Raw genomic sequence first — 26,911 nt, forward strand, 5'->3', positions numbered from 1 at the left:
CCTATTCTCTATACTTATAAGGTCTTCTGCTAGTGGATCTAAATTTAATGTTGTCGTCATTTTTAACTGTATTTACGCTAAAAAACTGTATGTAGTCATAAAGATTTGTCTACCGTATATTCTACTACATTTTTTGGGGCCTGCCGCCTGCGGCGGCCGGGCCCTTACAGGGCTCGCAGGTCTGCTCGGCCCTGCGCCAGCAAGCTGGCTGGGTCTGCCGCTGCGCGGCCCCCTTGCAGGCCCCTAGGCCGAATGGAAGTTCTGCGCTTCGGCCATCCTTTGATAAAAATTTCAGGCTAGTCAAGGCATTTTTTAAAGGCATAGCCGTAGCTATGGCTGAGAAAAATAACGCAGAATAGCAAGAAATTTTTATCAAAGGATAGAAGTGGCAGGGCTTTCATTTGGCCTTTGCCTGCGGCGGCTTCGCCGCCTGCTAGCCGTGGCTGCAGGTTGAAACCAGCAGCCAATTTAAGTACAGCAGAGCCCGTTCCTCAGCAACAATTGGCCTGCAGCTTAAAAAGGAGTAATTGCTAGGTAACAGAGGGCTACTTAACATCTAATTTCATATATTCTTTCTTTTCAACCCCATATGGATAAGCAATATCTTCTAATATTGAATTAGGTTTGATAAAAAGGCAATTCTTAATAACTATGTCGTGTGTAAAATACGCATCAAAAAAGTTTAAATCTCCAGTAAAGACAGTGTTTTCAAAAACAATGGGTTCATCATTATGTCCTGCAGATTCAAAAATAACATCTCCCACAACACAGTTGGATACTAAAAGCCCTTTTTTAAAAAAACTTTCATAAAAATTAACCTTACCTATAACCATATTCCTAAAAACAACACGTTCTTTGAATATTAAACAAACGCCTAAAACTGAACTTAATACAGTATTCTCTCTACATATCACATCATTTTCCAGATGATCTAAATTCAACACTTTATTCATTTTTCATTATTACTATTCTAAATAATATGTACCTATAGAAATTTGTCCATCCTCTTTTTCAATAGCTCTATATCCAATTTTATTTCCATTTATTTCTACACTAAGGTTTATAGCTCCATTAAAACCCTTTTCTCCTTTTCGAGGCAAAGAGACACTTCCATTATTAATTTTGGACTCTAAATCCATAAGAATTCCACTTTCAACTTCATCCATTGTTAATCCAGTATCTCTTACATCTCCTGAGCGGTGAGAGCGATTATAACCATGCCCAGACTTAATTTGTACGCTTTTTCCATTATTTAATTTTGTGGTTCTTATCAAGTTTTTCCCTGATCCACTTTTTGTAAATGTAAATGGACAAGGCCCACTATTATGCACTAAAACTTCTAAATCACTAACATAGTAGGTATGAAAGCCTTCAACTGTAAAATTATAGACCTCAAAAGCCCCTTCCTCTACAACTATAGAGTCGATAACTTTTTGGCTATGCCCATAAAGATACAAACTATCCCCTGAATTTAGGTTACCTGCTCGCACCCATACAGAATTACTATAAAACGGGTGATCTGTTGTTGTTTCTATTTGTTCTCCTGCTATGTATATATGAAGCAGGCTATCTCTTTGATAGTTTGCTAGAGCCGTAACTTGTTTTAAGTTTTCTACCCTACTGCTATCATTAAAAGCCCATACATAATCCCCTACGGCTATTTCTGAGATATTTTTATACCCTTTTTCTGTTTTTATCAAGGTTGATCCAGTAAAACAACCACAGGGTATTACTTGTTTTGCCGTAACTACAACCTCATCTATCCAGTTCGCTTTCCGAATCGATTTAGCTGCCCGACCTACTTTGGACAAACCACTTACCCCCAATTTTGAAGCCCCTGCAGTTACACCCTCTATTACTAAATCTTTTCCTACTCGTTGTGCAGATTCCTCAAACCGTTTCCGATCAATTTCATAATTTGTTCCAAAAAACTGATTACTAAAGATCTCAGCTGCAGTTCCATAAATTGTGCCTGCATCCTTAATTGTTTGCATATTGCCATCCCAGACCCTAGATACTGTTCCCAAAGGATCTTTTACAGCCTCTTTAAGACCTTCAGCCGTTTCCTTCGCGAATTTAGTCGCTGCGTTACCTATACTTGCAAAATCTCGTTTTATCTCTGACCACTCTCTCCCCTCCAAATCAATCCCATCAATCACTCGATTCTCCGCAAAAGCATAACAACTATTCCAAGGATACTCCGGCGCAAGTGGGTCCACAGACAAAAACCTACCAACCCTCGCATCATGGATACGATACTTAAACACCACTCCCATATCAGGATCCTCCTCTTGCCCATTAAACCCAAAACGATACCCCTCCCCACTCACAAACTTACGCCCAGGCATTTCCCAACCGAATGGGTAGTATAAGTTTGCCGAAGAAACCTGCGCCAGATAATAATCTGCTTGTCCCGTTTGGCTGCTGTCTTGACCCAAGGATTTATCACTGACCGTAGCCAGTACGTTGCCTAAGTGGTTGGACAGCTCGTAGCGGCGGCGGCCCAGCTCTAGTTGATGGTAGCTGCTCGCCACTGGAGCAGCCGAACTTTTAAACAGAAGCAAATCGCCCAAATCATCACCAGGAAGCTCCAAACTTTTTTGAAACTCCTTTAAGGTCGCTCTTTTTTTCAAGATCCCCAAACAAGCCGATCCATATAAATGCAGCTCCTCCAAGTACAGGCTATCCCCTGCCTCATTCACCACATTAGCCAAGCGATCCCGATGCTCATAAACCGCCAGCACATTCCCCTGAGGGTCACGGACATAATACTGTCCCTCCGATCGAATATCCACAGGACCATCTACATACAATTTCTTTTTGGCCAAGCGGTTGCCCATGGGGTCGTACTCATATTGCAAGACCGAGGGACCCGCCTTACCCGCCTCAAAATGAACCTCCTGTACCTTGCCTTGTACGTTCCAAACAATCTCCTCAATCTGCTCCGAGCTATCTCGAACCAAATTGCCAATTTCGTCATAAACATAATTCTGTGAATACAAAGCTACGGCCCCATCTTGTCCCGGCTGACTAGTCAAATCGCCTACCGTTGCCGCCCCTGCGCCATCCGTTACATACTGCAATTGGTTGTTATACAACTGCCCGATAGCTTGGCTAGAAACCTCTGGCAATTGTGCAGGATCAACATCATAAGTATAATGATAGCTTAAATCATCTATCTGATTCCCTCCGGCATAACGCGATAAACTCAAGATATTGCCATTCGCATCATAACTATATGATGACTGTGCTTCACAATCTCCTATAGCGCATCTTTTTGTCCAATCTGCTCCACCATAAGAATACCCTTCTGAACTCACAATCCGATGCAACTGATCATACTTATACGCACTAGCATAACTACCTGAACCCATCCCTTCTCGGCCTAGTTGTGGCAAGGCCGTCTGCATATAAGCGATATTGCCATTAAACAAGCCAGAAACTCCATCTTTCGATAGAATATCTCCTGACATATTACTCCATGCCGCTCCATCTATCAAAGATGAGCCCCCAATGGGCGTATAAGCCAACTCATTATAGCCCAAGCCATAAGCATACTCATCTCGACTAAACCAGCGATGACGGCCCGTCTCATGACCATCCGATCCAGGATCTGTCCAAACCGCATTCTTCACCAAGCCATTCACCCCAATTATCCAGCCCTGCAAGCTATAGCGATAATCAGAGCCCAAGAGCTCTTCCCCCAACTCCACTCTCGCCAATGGTCCATGCGCATAATAGTAATAACGCGCCTCCTTCTGCCACAAACGACCATCCTCTGAACTATAGGCCAAACGAAGACGATTGTCCGCATCATAACTGTACTTATGATAAAAAGCATCCGCTTCCCCGGCCTGATAGGCCACTTCCCGAACATTCCCCGACACTAAATCATAGGCATATTCTAGGCTAAAGCCTTTATCTAGATTTTTGACATACTGATAATAGTGAGATACATTCCCTAAAATATCATAGCTATAATAGTTCGCTTGGTATTGGTTCTCTACCTTTGATACTCGGCCTCGAAGATGCTCCTGATTGATCGGACTACTTGCCAACTCATCATAGCTCGTACGCACCCACTCATCTAAAGTATAACTACTTGCAGCAGGAAAACTCAAATCATTCAAATCTGCCGCTAAAAGCGAAGGATCTGTTGGCATTTGGTAATTTTCCAATTGTCCAACCTCAACCACTCTACTCAGCTCATCATAACGAGTATAGCTATAATCTACAGCTGCGGCCTGCTTCGCATTTTGAGATAAGCGCAAGCGCTGCTCATCATCATACCAAAAGTTCGTTTCCCCTCCATCAGGACTATCCTGCCATAGAATTTGGCCCATACTATTGTACTTGTACTTTGTATGTAACCCTCTGGCAGAATGCTCTGGCTCATCCCCTAACCATTCCCCATGAGAACCAAAGGAACTAGCCGATAAGGGACGCACCGAAGCGGGCGGTATCGTTTGCACTAAACTCCCCGCCTGATCGTAATAATATAAGGTATAATGATATTCCCCCGTCTCATAGCTCACCGAAAAGGACTCCTTAAAAGGATTGTCCCAACAACTGCCTACCTGTGCCCGATAGGCCGTGATCATCTCTGCGATCAACTCCTGCTGTGCTTCCCAGGCTTCCTCCATCGCATCTTCAAGCAAAGAGGCTATACAAGAATCTTGTAAATCAGAGAGACTTATCGTAAAATTACTTAAAGTCGTATCCTCCTTAGGCACAAACACTAAGGAATCAATTATAGTTATTACATCTCCTGGACCATAAAGCCTATTTTCCACTCTAAGTGTATCGTACAAGGCTCCATGAGCCGTTAAAACCAAATCTTCATAGCTCGCAATAGAACAACTATTTGGATCTACAGGATAAGGGTCTGCCCCTAACAAGCTCAAGACCGTATCTAAACGAATAAATACACTATCCAAATGTGGCGATTGACCCGACTGATAGTCCTCCAACAAAGCATAACCCAAGGGGTTCCCCGTTCCACAAGTCGATAAACAGTTCGCTTCCATATCCAAAGCAATACGATCTAAGATTGCCTGTATCGCTAGATAAGTTGCTCCTGTCGTATCTAAATCACCTAATCCACAAGAAAGCAACTCTGTTTCTATTTCCCAACGGCTATAGGCCGCATTTGTGAAACAACCATCAGCACAATTATTACTTATCGCAGCTATAATACTATCCTCGATTTCTGTAAAACTCGCAGCCGTATCATAAGGCGGAAAGGCCGTTACTGTAGCTAAACTATCACTATAGTAACTACATTGACTACACTTTTGCTCTATCTGAAACTTTGCCCCTTGATAATAGGATAAAAAGCTTGACCAGCGGAGTTCCTCTGTCGATCTTGTCTGTATACCAGTCCAACGCAAACTTGGATCTATTAGGCTATCCACATAGTTAACCATCAACTGTGGATACAAATAGACACTAGAAGTATAATAGTCCACTAACATCCGCTTCATCTCATCCTCCAAGTAGTTTGCATCACAACTACTATGGGCTGGAAACACAATCAAAAATGAATCATTCTGAGCAAACTCACTCATTGCTGCTGCTGCGTGATGTATCTTTACTGTAGCATTACTGTTCTCGCCTGCCTGCCAAGCATACCAGTCCTTATACAGACTCATTCGTGCATCATAACGCTTACTCGCTAACAAACCTACACAACTTTCATAATGACAATACTCCCGATGACGGCTTGTTAATTCTGATAAAATTGTCTCTTGGTACAAACTATCCTTTAGGAGTTGTACCAAAAGAACCACCAAAGAATCTGTATTATCTGCTTGACTAAAGTCGTAGTATACATCTGCTGTACTGCTTTCCAGACTCAAATTCCCACTATAGTTAATCGTTGTCGAATTGACGACCTCTATCGTTAAGGAATTACCCGATAAATCTGCTAAGGTAAAATTAGCTAAGCCTGTAAAATCGACCAAGTCTGCAGCCAACCATGCCGATGCACTCACTGTTGTCAATTGATCCTCTATTTGAGATAAAATCCCATTACAAACCTCTACTTGGGCCGCTAGTATAGGATTCGTATCTGCCGTATCTGCTGGATTTAGCTCTTCGATAAAGTTACACAAACTAGAATCTATCGCTGCTGGACTTACCGTTGGTATCATATTATTATCCTCAAAGAGCGAGGACAAACTATCTAAGGGCATTTCCGCAGATAACAATCGAAGGCGTTTGTTCACTGTATATTCCCCCATTTCTGTTAAACTCAGATCAAATGACACCCCATGACTGTGTACATTCCCTAGGCCACAATTTGTTAAATCTGAAGCCCGGATTGTATCTCGGATTTGATAGCGATTATAGTTCGAGTCTATTACTGTTGTATGTAGCAGCCCTCCTGTCAACGAACTGGGAATGGGACTAACATAATGTCCATCAGGATCTGTCACCTCTATCTCTAAAGCATAGACGCAGCTCTCACATAGGCTATTTTGGAAACCCGCTAACTCAAAATAGCTTGCATCCACCTGATAGTCAAAACTAAAGGTCTGTACCCCCATATCTGTCTTCAACAAAACATGCGTCATTGAGGACTGATTATTGGCCAAGATATTGCTCCCCATCATATCTAGTCGTTGGTCATAGCTCTCCTTATGGCTCAACTCTTCCACATTCGTCGGAGCCTCCCCGGCCAAAGCGGTTGCTACTGTTTGACCCGCCTGATCTACATAGGCTACGGATGCCTGTCCGTTTGCATCTACTGTTACATGCTTTTCATAATGTGTTGCATTCCCCACATTGGACCCAAACAATCGACGAAGCTCTGTCGTACTCGCTGATCCATAAAAATAGCGGGTCTCCCGTCCTAAGCCTAACTGATAAGGCCCGCCTACTCCAGACTGCTCTGCTACACGGCCCGTCCCATCTCGCTTATAGCGCAACTGACTCATCGGATAGCCCTCTGCATCGGCTATATAAGGAACATAAAGCCCATCAGCTGTCGACCCCAAATGAGCCGAAGAATAATAGTAAGAGGCTCCTGAATTCGTTGATAAGGAATCTGCGCCTGTATCTTTGTCGTAATCTGTATAGTTATACGGCTGTCCCTGACTGTTCTGATTAAAATTTGCCTTAAAAAATAGGTTATTTTCTGCTCCTTGAGTTGGAACAGGTAAGATATTAACCACCGCCTGACCTTCCAAGCTGTAGTCTGTTTCTCCAACCAAACTCAAATCCGCATCATTCAAATAGGTCACCACCTGACGGGCCCGCATGCTCTCATCAAAATAGGTAATCACCTTCTTTTGCTTACCCGATTCTGCATAAACAGTACTATACTGCCAGTTCTCTTCTGGCTCAAAGGCCTCTGAGGGACTCACAGTCTCTTGCCCAACAACTGACCATGCCCCTTCTTTTCGCCAACTGTAATTGCTGCCCGTATTTCGAATATAACGACCTATCGGGCGAATCCGATAATAGATCTCGCCAGCAGGATAGCTCAACTCAAAATGATAATGCTGTGCTGAAGTCTCTACTCGAATCGCATCTGCAAAAAATTCTGGATCAGTCGGATCTGCGGCTTTTGATATCTCCGCATCCCAAAATACAAGTTCTACCTCTGCAGACTCCATCCCCGGAAGATAGTCCCAATACAGCTCCAAATAGCTTTCTTTCGCTCCCTGACTCGCATCTGCATTAAAAACATGCTCTCCTCCTACCGTCAAAGCGGTCGTAGGATCCAAATAATAATAATGCTTCCGTTTCAAGCGCAATTGTAGCTCAATATCCTCTGGGCCAATCCCGCTAATATCACTAAGACTGCTCCCATTATAGCTCAGACCCTTTATCTCGATCTCACACTCCCCTAGCTCATGAGGCAACAACACCATAGACTCAAATACGCCTAATTGCTCTGTATTTGATAAACGCAAAGTATCTATATCTGTCCGTCCATGCCAGCTAAAATACAACACCAACTCCCAATCTGCAGCCCCACTAATGTCCAGTAAATCCCGTCGGCCATAAACCAAATGAAGCTCCGCTTCCCAGGATATCCGGTGGTCTGCACTTTCACTCAAATTATAATCTGGCGCACGAAGCCCCAGCTTTTTACCCACATAAATAGAGTCCGCAGGCGCTGACAACCACAAATCACTATCTCCCGCCCAGCTAAATAGGGGCAAGAACAAACACAATAGGAGGTATAGTACTTTATTCGTTTTCATAACAATTTAATGACTTTGCTGATTGATGAGTTTGTAGGTCTTATAGCTACTTACTGGATAGTATTTTCCAGCTCGTTTTTCAATATATTGTTTGCGACTAAAATGGCGCTTGGCCTTGGGGGATGTGCTCAAATTCAAAAAGCGCATATCTACCTTTAACAACTGGTCCATTTCTGCTATATATGATTCATAAATTACCCTTTGAATAAGCATCTTTTCTGCATCTATATAGAGCTCCATATTTTTCATCAAGTAGCCCTTTTTCATACTTACTTTGTAGTGTTTTAGCCCTTCTTTTACCCCCAAATACTCTATTTTATCGTATAGGCGCATTGCTTCCTCTACCTTAGAGAGTATTTCATCTTCTTGAGCGGCTGTTGACTCCTGAAGATTTTGCAGAATAATCACTTTATCTTCCTGATCAACCATAATAGCTTCTTTAGCTGTTTTCAGAAAAATAAATGACCCAAAAGCATAATGCAACAAGTCTTTTTGTTTATATATAAAACCTTTATTCTGCTCTAAGGGCTTCAACTTAGAGGACTGTAAATCATAGACATACACCTCTATATCGGCAGAAAAATTCACTATTTCTGCATAGCGTTTTTCCAAGGCTTCATAATCCTTTTTCAGATCTTGTCCCCATAAGGAGAATTGTAAAACTAGGCCGATAAGGGCAAAAATATATTTCATCATTTTTTCTTTTTTTGGGGCTTGCCCGCCCAAAGGGCGGGCCGGGCTGTGTCGCAGCTCGCAGCTTTGCTCGGCCCTGCGTTTTTTTCGCTACGCTCAAAAAACTAGGTCTGGCCTGCGGCCACTGCTATCCATCCCTAAGCCGACGGCCCTTCGGGCCTTTTTACTCTAGGTTGAAGCCTACAGCCATGGCCGAAGGCCAAACGGCCTAGCGATGGTAGGCAGTGCGGCAAAGCCGCAGACCAAGCAAAAACTTGTTTTTTGCGCAGGGCCGAGCGAGCAGCGAGCTGCCAGACGTAGCGCCGCAGCTTTGCTGCGGAGGCCCAAAAATCACTTATTCTACATCTGTTGTTTTCATATGAGAGCCAGTCTCCTGGATAGTTTTAATTCCTCGTTCCGTTTCCTTTTGCACGGCAATTAGGGTCCCTTCTTGGTTATAGAGGTATCGGCTAAAGAAATTATTGTTATCTAGAGTAGCTCTAACTTTGTAATTAACAGGATCGTAGATATAGGTTTGCAGGCCTCCTTCGGCAGGAAAAATCCGCAAATCGTCAATATAAAGTGCTTTAGTTTCATGCTTATTTTGCAGGCCTAAAAGTCCTTCATAGGTAGCTGAAAGCAGCGCTGCTTCAGGAATGCTAAACTGCCCTTCCATTCGTTGCCAACCATCGATAATAGTTCCTGTAGGACTCATATCGCTTAATAGCTGCAGATTAGAGCTAGTCAATAGGTCGACAAAAGGTTGATAAGTTGGGCGATCAGCATTATCCAATTTTACCCAGCAGCTAAAGACATAAGCTTTATCTGCTTCGAGTTCCATCATACTATTATCGAAATTGAAGGTTCTATTAGCCTGCAGTTTGATCGAAAGATTTCCTGTATGAGCTGTTTCATCAGAGAGGCTAGCCATTGTATTTGAGACCTCTTGGCTAGGCAATTTTCTTTCGATGCTTACTGCGCCAGTGAGGCGGTAGGCCGAAGGAATATCTAGTCCATTGGGATCATAATGAATAATAATTTTCCCATTGGGGCTAGCACTTAAGCTATCGATAATAATTCGGTCTGATTGTGCTTTTCCGGCTTCATCACGAAGGTGTAGTCGCATATTTTGGCCCTGATAATAGTTGCTCCAACTACTTTGGTAGGGTTCATCTAGATAGAGTTGTCCATCAGTCCAATAAAAAGGTTGAGCAACATCTAGGCGGTGATAAATTGCGTAATCGGTATCCGTTTGGTTGCCAAAATTCAGCTGTCCAGTTTCGATATGCGGCAAATTATTGAGATTTGTAGTTGTTGCATATTCTTCAAAGCCTTCAAAAGCGATTTCCTCTTGTTTAGCATTGGCGGCTACGGCAATTGGTAAAGAGCCATTGTAGCCGTATAGGGCCGAAGAGTAAAGTCCGATAATATTGCGATTTTCAGTTTCCGCATTATCGCTATTGTACTTAGTAATTGTATTTGTTTTCTTCCATTTGTCAAAAGCCTCACAATCTTGCATCAAAACGGGGCGGTTCCATTCAAAAAGGACAACAGAATCCATAGCACCATCTTCGCGGAGATTGACTGTGGATGTAGTTTGTCTTCTTTCATCGACATAAGCATAACTATTTAGCATTCTGTAGATTCCTCTTTCGCCTGTGGCGTAGGGGTTATCACTAGCAGAAGCATGCATTTGCAGCCAATCTTCGCTGAGTTCTGCAGCGGAGATGTTTAATACATCGTTAATGGTTCTGTATGCATATAATGGTAGCGACAACTGTTCTTCCGCTGGCCATTGGAATTCGTGGCAGAATATACGATCCGTAGCCAAGATAAAGGTTACAGGATCAGTGGCGGCTCTCATTTTCACTTCAATAGCAATTTCGAGTACATCTATTCCACTAAATCGATTACAGCCGCGAATAGCATAGCTTTCAATTTTTGGATAGGTTGTTCCTTGAATTGCATTATTGCTATAGCTTTGTAAGCTGACATCTACAAAATGCTGTAATTCAGCGCCTATTTTAAGTACATTACCTTGACTTCCTTCTAGGTAGTAATAGATAGGATTCAGCAAGTGTGTGCCCTCTGGTTCCCATTTAATTTTAGCTGGATTGTACTCTACTAACCCCTCAAAGCAATCAGGTGTAGAGTAGGTAGTGTAAGAAGTATCCGTTTCACCATCCTTTTCAAGATAATTAACAGAAACATCATTGGGGTTTGCAGGATCTACTGGCTCAACTGTACAGCCCGAGTAGCTACAGTCTTCAAAGTTAATTAAGCTAGCTAGTTGAGTCCATTTTGAACTCAAGACTGCACTTCCCCCAGTATTTATCCGATTTGCATAAGCTTCTGTTGGAGAATTTCCTAAGTAGCTAGAAGTTGTAGCTGCACTACCTAAGTTATCCACATCCAAGGTTGCATTTAAGAAATCAGCTAGTTCTGCAGCTATTGCTTCAGTTTCTGTATCACAGCTATAAGTAATAGCGTCTAATTCTAGAGGTCCATCACAAGAAACTACAGCTCTATTTTTTGTAGGGTCAGACAAAGCTGTAATACTTCCAACTGATGCAGTCAGCTGATTTCTGGCACCAGAGCGAATTACTTTTAGTTGATAAGTACTTCCTAGAGCTACAGGATCGTCTGAATGCATTTCCAAATAGCAATTACTATTCTCTTCGTATTTAGAGAGTAATGTAAACTTAACGGCAGGGGATGAAGGATTTGTTTGGTTATAAGCCAAGTACTCATCTCCTGTGATTAAACCCTCCATCAGATCATTCCAAGTAGTGGGTAATTGTGGGCTCAAGTTTAATACATAGCGATTATTTGTTCCTGCTAAGTGTTGATTTCCGACAGCAGCAAGAAACTCAGCCCCCCAGTTTTTATATGCGGGACCAACTCCTTTATAGAAAAAATGTGCTGGTAGATTATAGCTATAAATAGCATCGTCATAGTTATTGTTCACTCTTGTTAAGAGTGCTTGTCCAGTGTATTGATCATATAATAGATTTTCTGTTTCCACTCTAGACTGTCCGTTGTAAGCTACAACTTTATCCATAATAGCTGCACGACGAATAACTTTGTTGGTTACTTGAGTCTGCATAGATTCATTTGTTATATGACCATGACCAGCCACTACAGGGACGATAAACAGTGGTAGCGACCAAAGCGTATTTAGACCCGCTCCAATAGATACTGCTCTTGAGCTGTTTTTCTCAGCACCAACAGTCATTTCACGATCAACGCCCATTTCTTGGTACTCAACTTTCACATTTTGCCCATAGTCAGCCCCGCCTGTATCACTTAATAAAACAGGAACAAAACTAGTTAAAACTTTTCGTTCTCGAAGTCTAATCCCCTCTACATAACTTTCGACTCTATGCTTATAATTATATTCTACCCAACTTATTGGACTATCAAGCATTTCTCCATCCTTACTTTGCGCATACTGACTCACTTTTTTAAGTCTACCATGCATATTGTTCAGTTCTACAGAATAAGCTTGACTGCCCCTATAATGTGCATATTTATTGAAACCCAATAATGGTATAGGGATAAGGTTCGCCCGATATTTTCTATCAATTTTTCCAGCCTTAAGAATATATGGGAAATCCTTTGCTGTATAGAATTCATGAATAGATTGTCCAGAACTAGCAAAGCCTTTAAGATTCGGATCTATACCTGCATCTTGATAAGCTTGTGAAAAGGGCTCTCCTTTTCGTTGAGCAAGGCTAGCTTCTGTTGCCAAACTCCTCACTGTTACTTTAGAATAGCCTATAGATGCTCCTGGAAGGAAGTTTTCATTGTAGGGATATTCAAAAAAATACAATTCATTCTGATTTCTCTTTTTTGCTTTCATGTAGTGTTTCGCATAGCGTAAACCACTAGCCTCTCGCCCCACTACAGGTGTTGCTGCAGCAACACCACTACTAATGACTTCGCCATTTTCATCTTGAGTATCATAGTCATAGACCATCCCATAAACAGGCGTATTTTCCTTGGTCCAATGATCTTTGAGTAAAACTCGTTTTACTCTTAAGCCGTCACCAAACATTCTTCTATCTGGAGTATTTAGACGAATAAAAGAGCGCTTTAAGTTTCCTTTCTTTCCTAGTTGTCTTTCTCTGCAGACCGTATAAAAGTTCTTGATGGATAAAATGGCGTTTTTCATCATTCTTTTCCAAGCATGTCCATCTCCTCCAGCAGGTCCTGTTCCTGTTAATGGTGGTTCTCCTAGAAATTGATCCAATAAGTTGAACTTAATGTATTGCCATATATTTATGGCCAAAGGATGATATTTATTGACTTTAGATGAAAAAGCCCCATAATCCTTTAAGATAATTCGTCCATATAAATAATCTCCCCCTGAGGCAGAGGGAACCAACTCATAAGACTTGATATACAAATAAGCGACTACATTTTCATGATAACCATCACTAGCAAGATATTGCCCAAAAACGTTGGCTGCATAACGCAAATAGAGTTGTTTTCCCTTATCATCTTCATAAAGGTCTGTAAAATATCGTTCAAATTTTGCTTCTGCAGCTGCGTCATTAGAGATAGGCTCCTCTAGTTTAAAGTAAATAGATAAGGCTTCTTTTTTCCCAGAGGTATTTAGGTCAGATAATTCTGAGGTATGCAACTTAGCCAATGCAGAAGAGTCTGGACAACTAATATCTGTTGTATTTTCTATTAACTTCTCTTCATCATAAGGATTGAGCGGATCTCCAAAAGCTACAATATTAAACATTTGTCCCGCAACATGATCCTGCTCATAACCATATTCATCTCTTTCTAACTCTAATTCAATAGTAGAGCCTGAGGGTAGTTTTATTTTTTTCAAATGCCAGACAGAGGCTCTGTCTGCCATCTCCTGTTTTGTTAAAGGTGCAACTAATGAATTAGTTTGTTGTGTATAAGAAATATAGCTATCAGTGCAAGCATTTTCTAGCTCCCCTCGATTTGTTCCCCAACGATCTACACCTAAAGCATAATAGTTGGCATAAGAAACTCCTTGGTCAGGATACTCAAATTGATATGGATTTAAGGCCCCTCGATTAGAGTTCTCATAGGTAAAATAAACTTTCTTCAAAGTCAATTTCCCCCCCCCATTCACATTATTTTCTGTACCAGGACACAGCTCATAACTATATTCAAAATGGACAACTTTCATAGGTATCGCAGTACTTCCCTTAGTGGCTAACTCCTGCTTAGAAAAAATCCGGATTGAGTCTAACTTATAAGATGAATCACCATACTTAATATTTGAGTTTTGATCTTGAATATAATCTCCTGCGCCATAGGCATCTTCTCGTTGAGAATAGGCAAATTCAGCTCTATGTGTTTTAGTTTCTATTCTAGCCACATAATACTGCTCTCTTTTTCCTGCAGTAAAGCTACCTTTATCATCTATTTTTGCAGTGGCTTTTCCTTGGCTATAAGTAGCACCTAAAAAGGGACTACGCCATATATAAGCATCTGATGTTTTAGCATACTCAAAACGAACCCAATAACCTTGATCCTCATCATTAGGTTCTCCATCTGTAGGGTCCATATCAATATAGTTCGTTCCCAATATAGAGGTTAGCATATAAGAGTGTGCATAAGATGGAGTCGTTGTTATATCTAGATACTCCTCTGTATGGTTTACCTTATAATGAATACTTTCATCTCTTTGATCAATATCAATAACTTTCTTACAAGGATCTATTTCTGGTGCAACTGAGAAAGCATATTCCTTTTGTTCTACATTTTGCACAGCTAGGCCATAATTCCAACGAAGACCTTCTTCTGATAAGACAGTATAAGCCCCAGTATGATTTTCTTTCATTAGAGGTCTAGATAAACTTCCTTTTACAGAATAACCATCAATAACAGCATCTCCTTGTTTATTATAATACTGTATATTGAACTCTGGAAGTACTCCTGTAGCTAACTCTCTATTTTTATATGGTTGTATAGATTTACTTCTTGCCTTTCTTTTCCCTCGGCCCTTAACATCTGCTAATGTAGCTCCTGTAGTTAGACTTCTTAATCTGCTTTCATTTGTACGAGACTTCAATGGACTGACTAAATCATCCCCCATTAAATAAGCATCACTAATAAGTCGCTCGGTAGACATTTCACCAAAGCCCTTATAGTAATAAGGTTCAAAGAAAGGATCTGAGGCTGTTTTTCTCTGTGCTCCAATATTATTTCCATACTCTGGCTGATGGTTATAAACATGCTCTTTTTGGTGATTATAATCTAAATCAAGTCCTATGCGTAAAGGCGCTCCAAGACCTAGTTCAACTCCGGCACTCCCCCCATAAGTATGTACCTTATTATCACGACTAGTAACAACAGCAATATCATTTCGATATGGCTGATAGGCTCCGCCCACGCCCTGACCTGTAACAGATAAAACATCTGAAGTTATTGAGGGGATTGGAAGATTTGTTGTCCATGACTGAATGGCTGTCTGTCCTTCTGTATTGTGATCTGTCAATGCTTGATTATCATCTCTTGCTTCTCCCAAATATTCTACTCCATATGCTTTTGCCTTAAAGTTTTTTCTAGCAAGCTTTCGAATTGACTGAGAATAATGTAGTCCCCCTTTCCAATATGCAAAACTAGCAGAACCTCCAACATCAAAATTGGCAGAAAAGTTAGACCCCTTAAATTGTCTATCAGCAAGAGGTGTATATGTCGTCTCTGATCCAGGCATCAAACCTATGCTTACTCCAGTAGTAGTCACTAAAGATTCCTTTTGATCTGTAGATCCTTTCCTAAATTTATTATAACCTCCATTTAGGCCTAGAGACATACGGTGCCCAGATAGCCCCCCATAAGCGAGCTGCAAGGAAGCACTTCCCCTAGCTGTTCTTCTAACCTTTTTAACACCTCCTCTATTATAAGATACAGAAAGATTAGCTTGCCCGCTACCACCATCAAAAGAGCCCATACTCATCCCAAAACCAACTCCAAAGCTAAACTTATCTGTTAATTTATAACCTAGACTAACTCCTGGATCAAAGCTAATTCCCTGACCTTTTAAGCTATTTATTGTATAGCTAAAACCTAAATTAAAACCTAGTGAACGACGATTAGAATTATTTTTAGATTCATCAACTCCAGGCATCTCTAGTCCTCCAGAAACTCTATACACTCTATTCACATTATCCTTCTGATCCACTTCACGCTCTATCAAATCACCATTAAAGTCATCTGGCAGCCCTCGCATCTGTCGATTGATTGCACCAATACCAAGATTCCAGCCTAAACCTACCATAGAAGCTTCTGCTTCTGGAGAGGTTACTGAATTATAAAACAAGTTTACGGGGTATCCTCCATTTGGACCGGGGAGGTCAAATAAAGGAATATTGTATGTAAAATCTCCTGAGAATAGGTCTACCATCTCTGTAGTGCCCACAGGCTCAAAAGACTGCAATTCAGGTTGAGTAGGGCCAGAAGTTAATGCTAATGCAACTGCTGGAAAAAACATTTGATTGATCATCAATAAGATGAAAAAGCTAGCTGCTCGCTTGCTAAACTTAGCTCTGCTAATGTAGTTCATGATTATTTTATCTTGGGTGTGTTCTTAATCTGTTCTCCAGAAAAAAATAACTTAATTGGTGCTATCTGAAATTCTTCACTATCTAATACAAAAGTCTTGTCTGCTTTTTTACTATTTTCATTAGTCTTAAAAGCCAATAAAAAGCCTCCATATTTAGACATATTATAACTTCTCTCAAACTGATATAAAGAGGGCTTTAAGCTATCTCCTCCATCTATCAATAGAATATCTTCAGCCATATCAAAAGACAAATACTGTAAGCGCCGTTTAGATGCAGCTTGATCATAGACCTGCCAATTGAGAAGAGTTGTGCCTTCTTTCTCACGATCCCTAACCCTCAGCCTTAAATAGTAGTACTGTAAGTCTTTATAGGCTGATCGCTCCTTATCTAAATCTAGATGCAAAAACTCTTCTTCAGAATTTGTCTTGAGAAGAATTAGTGCGTCTGAAGGCCGATAGGCTAAATCTAACTCTAAACCAGCAACTACTTTTGTTTTGCGTAAGCCATTATCTGGATCATCAATATAATCTAGATAGTCTTTGGCATCTATTTCTTTAGTTGTACAAGAACCAAAAGCAAGAAATAAAATACCTAAACAGCTGTAAAGTATCTGTTTTTTACACATTACTTCCCTGCATATTTTTTATTGATGTAGGCAATAACATCTGCTGTAATATCTTCAGCCTCATCAGCATACATTAAAGAGCCATTAGCAGCAGACCCAAATACATAATCATACTGTTGCTCCTTGCCATACTCAAAAACATATTGGTTAATCTGTGTCCACAACTGTTCTTGATAACGCTGTTGACTATTCGTCGTCTCTTGATTAAACTGCTGCAACAACAAGTTATACCGCTTTTCTAGCGTTTTCATCCGAACTACTGCATCTTCATCTAAATCACTTGCAGCCATAGCAGATATTTCCGCTTTAATTGAATCTAAGGCTTGCTGCCGATGACTGCTTTCAGCTCTATGTTTAGCGTCTAGCTCCAATGTGCCCTGAAACTCTTCAAAAAGCTTAAAATTATTCACATAAGCTAGTTTTGGTCCCTGATTACAAGCCGCTAAGCTCAAGGACAAAATTAGTATTGTAACTACAACTTTAAACTTGTTCTTTATATTCCACATGTCTACTCAATTCTAAACCTTAAGAAATAATCAATTCCCTGATTTCCCTCTACTTCTAATATATAATACTTATTAGGTGCTAAAGAAGCTGCTGTTAAAGGAAGCGTCAACCAGTTAGTTCCTCTCGTTAAATCTATAGTTCCCGTATCTGCTAGCTGGCGATTCCAAGCATAAATTTTATAGCTCAACTGTTCTCCAGCTAACAACTCATAATCTTGATCAAATCGAATTCTTAAACTATCATCTGTAACGGAAACATAACCTCCATCTAGCTCTTCTTTCAACTCGTAATAAGGTAAACCCGCTACAAAATCTGCACAATTATATGTTGTCGCTCCTGTGTTAGGGCTAGGACCTGGATCTTCACAAATTGTACGTACTCTAATGCGATCTATAGCAGTGGCATTTCCAATTAAGCCTGTATAGAAAAACCCTTCATCAGCTGATGTAAGTACTTGAGGCTCCCCTATTTCTAAACCATTCTTATAAAAATATACCTTTTCTTGATTAAGCCCTAACTCAATTCTATCTCCTATTTGCGTTTTATTCTTAGCCGTATATATAATCTCCTGGTTTTTATAAATATGTACAGCTGTTCGACCTAGTTCTAAATAGTAATCTCCATCTTGTTGCTTAAAGCCTAAACCTACATAGCTTTCACTGTCTGTACCAAAACTGTTTAAAGTTACAGACAACCCCAGACGCCCCAGAGCTCCTAAATCTGACCTAGGATCGTAGGGAAGCTCGCATAAAGCTCCAGGAACAATAAGTTTTAAAAAGCTAACCCTTGTTTTCTCTGAAACATTAGAAACCAATACATCTCCAGAATAAGTAGTCGCTCCATCAGTTCCTAAATCTAAATAGCAAGCACCTATTTCTGAACTATTTTCATATACCGCTAAGACCTCATCCGCCCCTAAAGCATAGTTAAATATCTTCAACTCATCTAACTTTCCCTTAAAGTACTTTGTCTGATTAAATCGCGTTCCCAGCACCGCTCGCTCTTGAGTTGTAGCATAATGAGGCGGACAATTGGAAGGTATTGAGGTTGTTGTTATTAAAACGCCATCTACATAAACTTTTCCTTCCGTACTGCTTCTTGTATACAAGACATGATGCCAACTTGTATCCGCAATTGATGAAGAAGCACCATAAGCAACTTGTGGATTAGAACAGTTGGTCCAACCATAACCCGTAAATCCAGTCTGTCCATAATAATTATTAGCTACATGTAGCCCCTGATCACCATTAGCCCCACCAATAGAAATTATTGGCATATAACTCTGATATGAAATTGGCTCTGCTTTAACCCAAACAGAATAAGTATATTCCGCAAATTTCAAAGCCGCTAAATTACTCATTTCTAAATAGTCATCCTGACCATCAAAATAGTATGCACTACTGTCGCGTCCATAACGATCAGTTGTGGGAATAGCCCCGTTTATCGTAGCAGAATGGTTAGCATACTGATCATCTCCTGTTCCATTCATCCTAAAGTATGCAACAGCTCCTGTTTGTGCTGAAACCAGCTGCCCGATTAAAAGCATTGCTACTGAAATCCATAACTTATTTCTCATCTTCTTGCTTTCTGCTATTTCTTTATTTTGGGTCTTGCCTCATTAAATATAAACGCAATAACTAATCTGTTAATTCGTAACTATATACGCTAGAGTATTCTCCAGATGCTGATTTCAAACGCAATCTTATATATAAGGGATGTGGCCTAGATATCCGATCCAACTGAAACTCCCAAACATTAGCTCTTTTCTTGATTAAGCGTGACCGCCCATTAAGCGCTCCTTCTTCCAAAGAGATAGTACGGTTGTATACATTATTTTGGCCCTGACCACGTCCTATCTTTAGCTCTATCTCTTCCACTAGATCACTACTTAATAACTGAATTTGTAGTTTTAAGTCTCCCTTGGCCTGATTACAACTCAATGCCGAATGATGTAAAGAATCTATAGAACATGCTGGCTGCGCCCCAGCGGAACACTGAAAATTACAGGCGGTCAAATACGCTTCTATATTCAGACAGCGCATCTGCTCAAAAGCCTGTACCTGCTGTAAACTATCCCAACGAGCTGAATCAATTGCAGCCTGAGCTAAACTATCTGGATGCTGTGCCTTCAACATTGATGTGGAAAATAATAAAAATAGAAGCACAACTATTTGAGGAGAGCATAAAGTCTGTTTCTTCGTCTTCATTTATTTCTATCTTTTAGGTTTTATCCATTCTATGGTCGCAAAAGTAATTATTATTCAAAAAACTATTTAGACCAAGTCACGGACAAACCATCTTTATATTGAAAACAAACCATACTTAAGGCCAAACACAAGCTAATATAGACTTATCAGGCCTAATATCTTTTTTTAAAAAAAATTAGGCCTGTCACAAATTGAAAAAATACATCTACATTCAACACTTTAAAACCCTATAGATGTACTCAATTGAAATAATGGTAAATACATTGCTACTAAAATAACAGCAACCATAAATCCTAAGGCAACAATCAAAACAGGCTCTAACAGACTGCCAATAATAGCCGTTCGCTGCTCTATTTCTTCATTATACTGCTCTGCCAAACGCCCAAACATAGGCCCCAACTGGCCTGCCTCCTCCCCTACTCGAATAAGCGCCAAAAATTGATTGTTAAATATCGTTCCCTCAGCCAATGCCTCTGCTAAAGTGTTTCCTTGCAATACTTTATCTCTAGCTGATTTCAATATGACCTCTATAGGGTAAAAATCAATCATCTGATCCAATAAATCCATAGCCTGCAACAAAGGCAAACGCGCTCCTAACAATAAAGCCATAGATTGAGCAAAGCGCGCTAAATATATTCGCTTGATAATCGGCCCAAAAATAGGCAAGAACAATAATATATTCGCCCGCCATTTTCGCCACCAAACTGCCTTTTTTTGACTATATAAAAATATAGCCAACCCTAGCAGCAAGAGCAAAACATAGCCCCCATAACGACTGCTGTAATCCGAAGCCTGCACAACCAAACGCGTCAAATAAGGCAATTCACTACCAAAACGCTCATAAATCCCCGAAAACATGGGCACCAAATAACGAAGCAAAAAGAAAAGCGCCAAAAAGGAAAAACTCATAACAAAAATAGGATAGGATAAAGCAGAAATAAGCTGCTGCCGATACTTCAAATTCTTCCTAAAAAAAGCAGCCAACTCCTTTAATACCGCCTGTAACTGACCCGACTCTTCCGCAATCTGAATACTATAACACTCATAAGTCGAAAATACAGACAAACGCTGCATTGCCTCAAAAAAACGAGCCCCCGAAATAATTTCCTCCAATAAACGCCCCAATATCTCTTGCTCCTTTTTCTTCTTTAAGTTCTCTTTCAATAATTCTAAGGCCGTCTGCAGATCTAATCCTGCCCGCAATAACAACCCTAACTCCTCATAAAAAGCTTGTTTTCTCTTAGCCGAAAAAACAGTACCAATGCTAATATCCTTATTCATGAAGGCCCAAAAAGAACTAGAGCTTTCCTCTTTTTTTTTCTCCTTTCGCGCTAATTTGATTCCCATTGCTCCCTGTTTTTTTGGCTCCTAACCCTAAATACAAAATCCAAATCCTCTATTTCCCAATCTAAAGCATCTACCGGCCCATTTTCCTCCCGCAAAGCCTTCTCCCAATACAAACGCAATGCTTTTGTCTCGCAAAATACAGTATCTACTTTGGCCTCTATCTCCAGAATTTGCCGACAAACAAAATCTCGCTCAAAAGAATAAGATAACTGTACACTATCCACCTCCAAAATCAAATTCCCCTCCTCCCAATTGCCCCCCTGACTACGCACAAAATCAGTCTGCAAAATAGCCCGAAAAGCATCTAGCTCCAAAATTGCCTCCGTCTCTCGCTCATATTGACGATACAATTGCCCCATTATCTGATGAGCTAACAACCCCATAGACAATACAAAGGTAGCCAACAACATCACCAAAATAAGCTCTACTAAAGTAAATGCCGCATATTTTTTCATCTCTTCTTTTTTTGGGGCTTGCCCGCCCATAGGGCGGGCCGGGCTGTGTCGCAGCTCGCAGGTTTGCTCGGCCCTGCGTTTTTTTCGCTGCGCTCAAAAAACTAGGTCTGGCCTGCGGCCACTGCTATCCATCCCTAAGCCGACGGCCCTTCGGGCCTTTTTACTGTAGGTTTCAACCTACAGCCATGGCCGAAGGCCAAACCACCACAACAAGTCCTTTAGGGCACCTTCGACGACCAAAGGGAGTAACCGATGGCAAACAGGCGGCACAGCCGCCGCAGGCCTAGCGATGTGCAGGGGTGGCCGAAGGCCAGACCAAGCGGGCGCAGCCTGCGCAGGGCCGAGCGAACAGCGAGCCCCGAAACGTAGCGCCGACGAGCGAAGCGAGGCGGAGGCCCCAAAACAAGCATTTAATCCACAGGCCAATATAACCACTGTTTATCGATTTGCAATTCTTCTTTATGCGCATCCAAAACGGTTAGCTCTAAACGATAGAGATAAGGCGCATTTTCTTTCTGCCATTTCTGTTCAATAATAAAAGGGGGGCGCTCAAACTGCTGATTTTCGGAAGGTCCCTGCTCCAAAGCTGTCGTTCGGATATCTTGCAAGCAAAGTTCAATCAAAGATTGTTGCTGTATGGCATCGGCTTTTAGCAATTGTATATAAAATTTTAGTCCGAAGGCCAAGCTAATAAAAATGAGCAGTAAGGCCACCATGCTCTCCAATAAAGAGGTGGCCGGCACTTTTTGCATTACTCTAAGCATTTGATAATTCCTCTTTTTTTGGGACTCTCTCCCTTAAAAATATCGGGCAATAAAAAATGTTCTGGACGTTTTTCCAATTCAACTTTGACGTTAATCAGGTAATTTTCATAAACCGCTGCAGGCGTTTTCAAACTCAGTTGTCGAAGCATGAGCTGCCCATCAATATCGGCCTGCATATCTAAGTAAACATTGCTATAAACAAATCCTCGGACTTTGCTCCTTGGCGCCAAACGATGCCTAGAGCGGCCCATAGACGGGCTATATTCTTCTTGAGAAATCCAAATCCCCTCTAAGATAGAAGCCGAATCTAATTCCAAAAAACTGGCTTGCTCAGCCAACTGATTGCGATAAATGGCTAAAACAGAGGGATATTTAAGGCGGCAGTTTGCCTGTACGATAATTGTATCGCTAGCAATAGCTTGAACACTGCCCTCAAAACCCGACTCAAAAATAATATTGGGCGCTTGCAAGATGACCTCTTCCAGTTGGGCCTCTTTTCCAACATAAATTGCTTTTTCAGCTCGAATGAGTAAGGCTCCTTTTAAATTCTCATTTTGCAAATATAATTCTTCGGCTAAAATATATTTAGGTGTTTGTGCAAACGAACAGTGAACTTTTGGGGCTAGACTGGTTTGCTGTTCAGGCAAAGTCAGCAGTTGGTCCAAATGCCTCAATTTGTCTAATGCTAAACTCGGTAACAACTTACTGCTTCTTCGCTCCTCGCCATAAAGTAATTGCCCCCCCTCAAACGGTTGACCCGCCGCCCTTCCTCGTTTTAATCCCGCTTTTGGCACATAAGCGGGACCTCGCAACAGGGTTTTACCCGCCAGCATCAACGGTTTTCCTCTATCGGCCAAGTAAAGAGCTGCATTTAATCGGCCTTCAGGCAGTTGCCCAATCAAATACAAATGGCTAAAACTATCTTGTCGATGAAAACTCCGAGCTCCCAAATAGTCATACATCCCCCAACTTCGCTTAAAAAGACAAACGCTATCTTGAGCCCCTCCATACAAAGAAATACAAGATTCCATCTCTGTTTCTTGGGCCAATAAATAGGCAATGCCTGCATCTGCATTGCGAATTAAGCGGCCTTGTAAAAACGACTTTGTCTGCAAAAAACGATGACTAGCAGACAACATCAAAAAAGCCCCTAGAATAATCGCAATGAGCAGACTCACCACAATGGCAAAAAGCAATGCCCGCGCGCTTAGTTTTTGCTTCATTCGCCTTCTTTTTTGCAGATCACCAATAACTCAAAAGTTGCTTGATAATGATCTATATTCTGATAAGAAATATCGTCTATACGCTCTACCCAACTCAAGGCTTGCAATGATTTTTTCCAATCATTATAAAAGACCGACTTCTTAGAAATCCCCTTAATTCTAATAAGTCCTTGTTGATAATTTGGCGCTTTTCCTTCTCGTTCCGCCTTTTTATCTTCTAACAAAGGAGCTATTTCTAGCTCCAATAAATGAATGCTTTTCGGCAGGCTACTGGCCAACTGATCGGCATAAAAAGATTGCTGACTTTTTTCGCCTAGGCTAGCTCCAGCCCCCAAATCTACCTGCTGTTCATAATCTTCACGAAGCCGATCTCTTTCGGCAAGCAGTTGTTGCTTCTGGGCCATTTCCAAACTCAAAGATTCATTTTTTTGCTCTAGCTGCCCCAAGTATAGATAATTGGCCAACAAACTAATGAAAAAGAAAGACAATAGCAGAGCAGTACTCAACTCTAGTAGCTTTTTGTACATCAACCGCTCCTGATTATCCTTCAATAAGGGAATATCCAAAGCCGTCTGTCTAACATCTTCTAAACCAATAAAGGCCAAAGCTGCTGCAGCCAACATCCGGCTATCAAGCTGCTCATCGCCCAAGTTTAATTCTTGGGCGGCTCCTTCTTGCTTGAACAGTTCACTCAAGGCTCCATCTTCTAAAAAAAACTCATAATGATTAGCAGCTACTCGATCCTCTTCCAGATAGGGAAATAAAGCGGTGGCCACAAAAGGCGCATAATTGGCATAAATAATAGACAAGCCGGCCTCCTGAGCCAAATTTAATATATCCGACAATTCTTCTCTTCGCCCCAAAACAACTAGCTGTCCCTCTTTTTTTGGAAAAAACTCCACTAAAATATCTGCTGCTTTAGCAGAGGGGAATATCGTTTTTAGGGCTTGTTCCTTATTATCAAATGCTCGGTCAAAAGATTTAAAGATGAGTTTAGGGCTATTCCAGCCAAAAAATATTGGGCAATCCTTTGGCAAGAAGGCCTTGAGTTCATCCCAGCTCCCCAAATTAGTAGCCTGCAGAACAATGCTTGCCTCTCCCTTTTTTTTGGCCAAAACTACAACTTGCAAACGGTAGCCCTCTTCGGTCCAAAAACATTCTACCCCAGCCAGTTGCTTTGTAGACAATAACCAAGATGCCATTTTCGCTTGCATAATTAGTAGACTATTGTAGGTTTAATAAAAATAAGCAACTCGCTATCTGACTTTGTTTTCTTTCTGCTTCCCAAAAGATTAAGTAAGGGAATCCTAGCCAAAAAAGGCGCCCCTTTTGCACTTTCCTCTTTGCGTTTAGTGCTCAAACCACCCAATACAATCATTTCGCCATTACGCACTCGCAAAGCCGACTCAAATGTACGAGAATACTGAGCTGGCGGTGCCCCAATTTGAGTTTCTCCAGTAAAATCCGACTGACTGACCGTAATATCTACCGTAATTTGCTCATCTCCAGATACCTGAGGCCGAATCCCTATAGTAAAATTGGCCTGTACAGACTTAAAGTTTATATCCTGTTGGGTCACTGTTCCCTGTACCCCCTGTACTGTCGTTCTAGTTTCCTGATAATAACGAGTTTCTCCCACAGTAAACGTCGCTTCATGAGAATTAAGGGTAGAAAGCTGCGGCCTTGATTTCGTTTTGATTAAACCAGCATCTTCTACAGCCCCCATCGAAACATAAAAATTGGGGACAACCCGCCCCAAATTGACAATTCCCCTTCCCGCTAAAGTATTTAACAAACGGTTGATGGTCTCTGCTCCAAAACTAAAAGATACGCCTGGTGTCAAGGTCGCCTGATCACTAGCAGGAGACTCGCCCAACCCCATCTCTAAATTACTTTCATTGATTAAACTCCTTTGTACATCCAAAATAATCAACTCAATATTGACCACAGGCACGAGCTTATCTATAGACTGCAAAAAAGCCTCTATCTCGGCTACTTCGGGAGCTGCCCCACTCAACAAAACGGCATTGAGCTCTAAAAAAGGTTGAATATCTACCCGCTCCTGTAAATCTGAAGGAATCACTTTTTCAATTTCTTGAGCCGATCGATTTTGCAACTGCACCACCTTTGCCGTTCGTAAGCCTTCCTGCTCTCGATCTCCAATTAAATAAATACCCTCGGACAACTTATAGGTAAAACTCGTCCCCGTTAAAATATAATCTAAAAACTCACTATAAGTGGCTTGACTCAATTTCATCGAAATAGCTGGATTAGAAGCCGTTCCATTTTGCTGTCGACTATTATTATTACGGCCCCTTTGTTGCCCTCTGCCCCTATTAGCTCCCCCTTCTTCAAATAAAAAGTAATTTTGGCCCAACTCAATAGAAACAGCCTGAATAAGGTCTAGTAGAGGAATGTCAATGGCTTCTATGTCTAAATACTGCTCCTGACTAAACGAGTCTGTTGTAACAAGCATAGAGAGGTTTTGAATAGCCTGGTAATCAACCCCAGCCCCCATACTTAATCGATTTTTAGCATTCTTATTTTTGGCCAATATCGGATCAACTTCCTCTTCTTTTAAGGCCAAATAAAAAGCCCCTTCATCCGTTTTGCTCAATTGTAATTCATTGGCCCGAGCCAAAAGCCCCAAGGCATCTTCAACCTCAGCCTTTTCTACAAAAACCGAAACCGCCAATTGCTGAGCCTTTTTACTCGCCACTACATTTTGCCCCGTAGATCGCGTAATGGAGCGCAATAACTTATCTAAAGGCTCAGCCTTAGCGTCTAAACTCAATTTGTTACTAAACGCATTATACTTGGCCAACTCTTTTTCCTTAGGTACCGGAAGCTCTTTTTTGTGCGGAAAAACCGTAATGATAGAACCCGAAAATGCCAAATCCAAATCATATTGCCGACAAAGATAGAGCAGTAAATCCTTAATCTTAACCTTAGAAAAATTACTGTCAACCGCTTGCTTCAACTGCGGATCTATCGTAATATTAAGCTTAGTTTGCTGAGCCACCGCCATGATAATCTCACTGACCGTCCCCAAAGCAGAAATATCTATTTTTTTGTTCAAATTTGTCTCTTGCTTAGAAAAACGGTCTAGCTGCTCCTCCAACAACTCAAACCGATCCTCATCCAATTGCGCCTGCACAACTATATGGCCCACAAGCATCAAGAGCAAGAGTAACAGATATTTTGTTTTCATCTTTTTGTTTTTTTCTTTTGGGGCGGCCCCTCGCTTCGCTCGGGTCGGGCTGTCTCGCAGCTCGCTATTCGCTCGGCCCTACACGGCTTTCAGCCGCTGGGTCTGGCCCTTTGGGCCACTGCTGCCCA

The 26,911-nt window shown here is 41.3% G+C and carries 14 protein-coding genes; all 14 read right to left on the reverse strand.

What is annotated here, in order from left to right; genetic code table 11:
* Positions 1–545: 545 nt before the first annotated feature.
* Positions 546–941: a hypothetical protein gene (locus SAPGRDRAFT_RS00345; protein ID WP_037349583.1), complete on the reverse strand. Its 396-nt coding sequence runs from the start codon at positions 939–941 to the stop codon at positions 546–548.
* 24 nt (positions 942–965) lie between these two features.
* A complete protein-coding gene (locus SAPGRDRAFT_RS20010) occupies positions 966–8,213 on the reverse strand; it encodes a Rhs family protein (protein ID WP_002656251.1) in 7,248 nt (2,415 codons plus the stop codon).
* 6 nt (positions 8,214–8,219) lie between these two features.
* Positions 8,220–8,909 (reverse strand): LolA family protein, encoded by a 690-nt coding sequence (locus SAPGRDRAFT_RS00355; RefSeq protein WP_253271232.1) that lies wholly within the window; start codon positions 8,907–8,909, stop codon positions 8,220–8,222.
* 331 nt (positions 8,910–9,240) lie between these two features.
* Positions 9,241–16,443, reverse strand: coding sequence for a hypothetical protein (locus SAPGRDRAFT_RS00360; protein ID WP_002656255.1), 7,203 nt, complete (start codon positions 16,441–16,443; stop codon positions 9,241–9,243).
* Between the two features lie 2 nt (positions 16,444–16,445).
* Positions 16,446–17,069, reverse strand: coding sequence for a hypothetical protein (locus SAPGRDRAFT_RS00365; RefSeq protein WP_002656256.1), 624 nt, complete (start codon positions 17,067–17,069; stop codon positions 16,446–16,448).
* Entirely contained in the window at positions 17,069–17,575 is a 507-nt protein-coding gene (locus SAPGRDRAFT_RS00370) for an OmpH family outer membrane protein (RefSeq protein ID WP_002656258.1), read from the reverse strand. The genes SAPGRDRAFT_RS00365 and SAPGRDRAFT_RS00370 overlap by 1 nt, the downstream gene beginning before the upstream one ends.
* Before the next feature lie 2 nt (positions 17,576–17,577).
* Positions 17,578–19,152 carry a LamG domain-containing protein gene (locus SAPGRDRAFT_RS00375; protein WP_002656261.1) on the reverse strand — a complete coding sequence of 525 codons (1,575 nt, stop codon included), beginning with the start codon at positions 19,150–19,152 and terminating at the stop codon, positions 17,578–17,580.
* Between the two features lie 61 nt (positions 19,153–19,213).
* Positions 19,214–19,711, reverse strand: a complete 498-nt coding sequence (locus SAPGRDRAFT_RS00380) for a hypothetical protein (RefSeq protein WP_253271233.1) — start codon at positions 19,709–19,711, stop codon at positions 19,214–19,216.
* 291 nt (positions 19,712–20,002) lie between these two features.
* Positions 20,003–21,130, reverse strand: coding sequence for a type II secretion system F family protein (locus SAPGRDRAFT_RS00385; protein WP_002656265.1), 1,128 nt, complete (start codon positions 21,128–21,130; stop codon positions 20,003–20,005).
* On the reverse strand, positions 21,115–21,585 hold the full coding sequence (locus tag SAPGRDRAFT_RS00390; RefSeq protein ID WP_002656267.1) for a type II secretion system protein: 471 nt from the start codon (positions 21,583–21,585) through the stop codon (positions 21,115–21,117). Before SAPGRDRAFT_RS00390 ends, SAPGRDRAFT_RS00385 begins: the two co-directional genes overlap by 16 nt.
* Before the next feature lie 410 nt (positions 21,586–21,995).
* Entirely contained in the window at positions 21,996–22,349 is a 354-nt protein-coding gene (locus SAPGRDRAFT_RS00395) for a hypothetical protein (RefSeq protein WP_037349589.1), read from the reverse strand.
* Entirely contained in the window at positions 22,337–23,572 is a 1,236-nt protein-coding gene (locus SAPGRDRAFT_RS00400) for a hypothetical protein (protein WP_002656271.1), read from the reverse strand. Before SAPGRDRAFT_RS00400 ends, SAPGRDRAFT_RS00395 begins: the two co-directional genes overlap by 13 nt.
* The gene (locus SAPGRDRAFT_RS00405) at positions 23,569–24,786 is read right to left on the reverse strand and encodes a hypothetical protein (RefSeq protein WP_002656273.1); all 1,218 of its coding nucleotides are present in this window, start codon (positions 24,784–24,786) and stop codon (positions 23,569–23,571) included. Before SAPGRDRAFT_RS00405 ends, SAPGRDRAFT_RS00400 begins: the two co-directional genes overlap by 4 nt.
* Before the next feature lie 2 nt (positions 24,787–24,788).
* Entirely contained in the window at positions 24,789–26,783 is a 1,995-nt protein-coding gene (locus SAPGRDRAFT_RS00410; protein ID WP_002656275.1) for a type II secretion system protein GspD, read from the reverse strand.
* Positions 26,784–26,911 lie beyond the last annotated feature (128 nt).

This window comes from Saprospira grandis DSM 2844, assembly GCF_000275825.1.
Lineage (GTDB): Bacteria > Bacteroidota > Bacteroidia > Chitinophagales > Saprospiraceae > Saprospira > Saprospira grandis_A.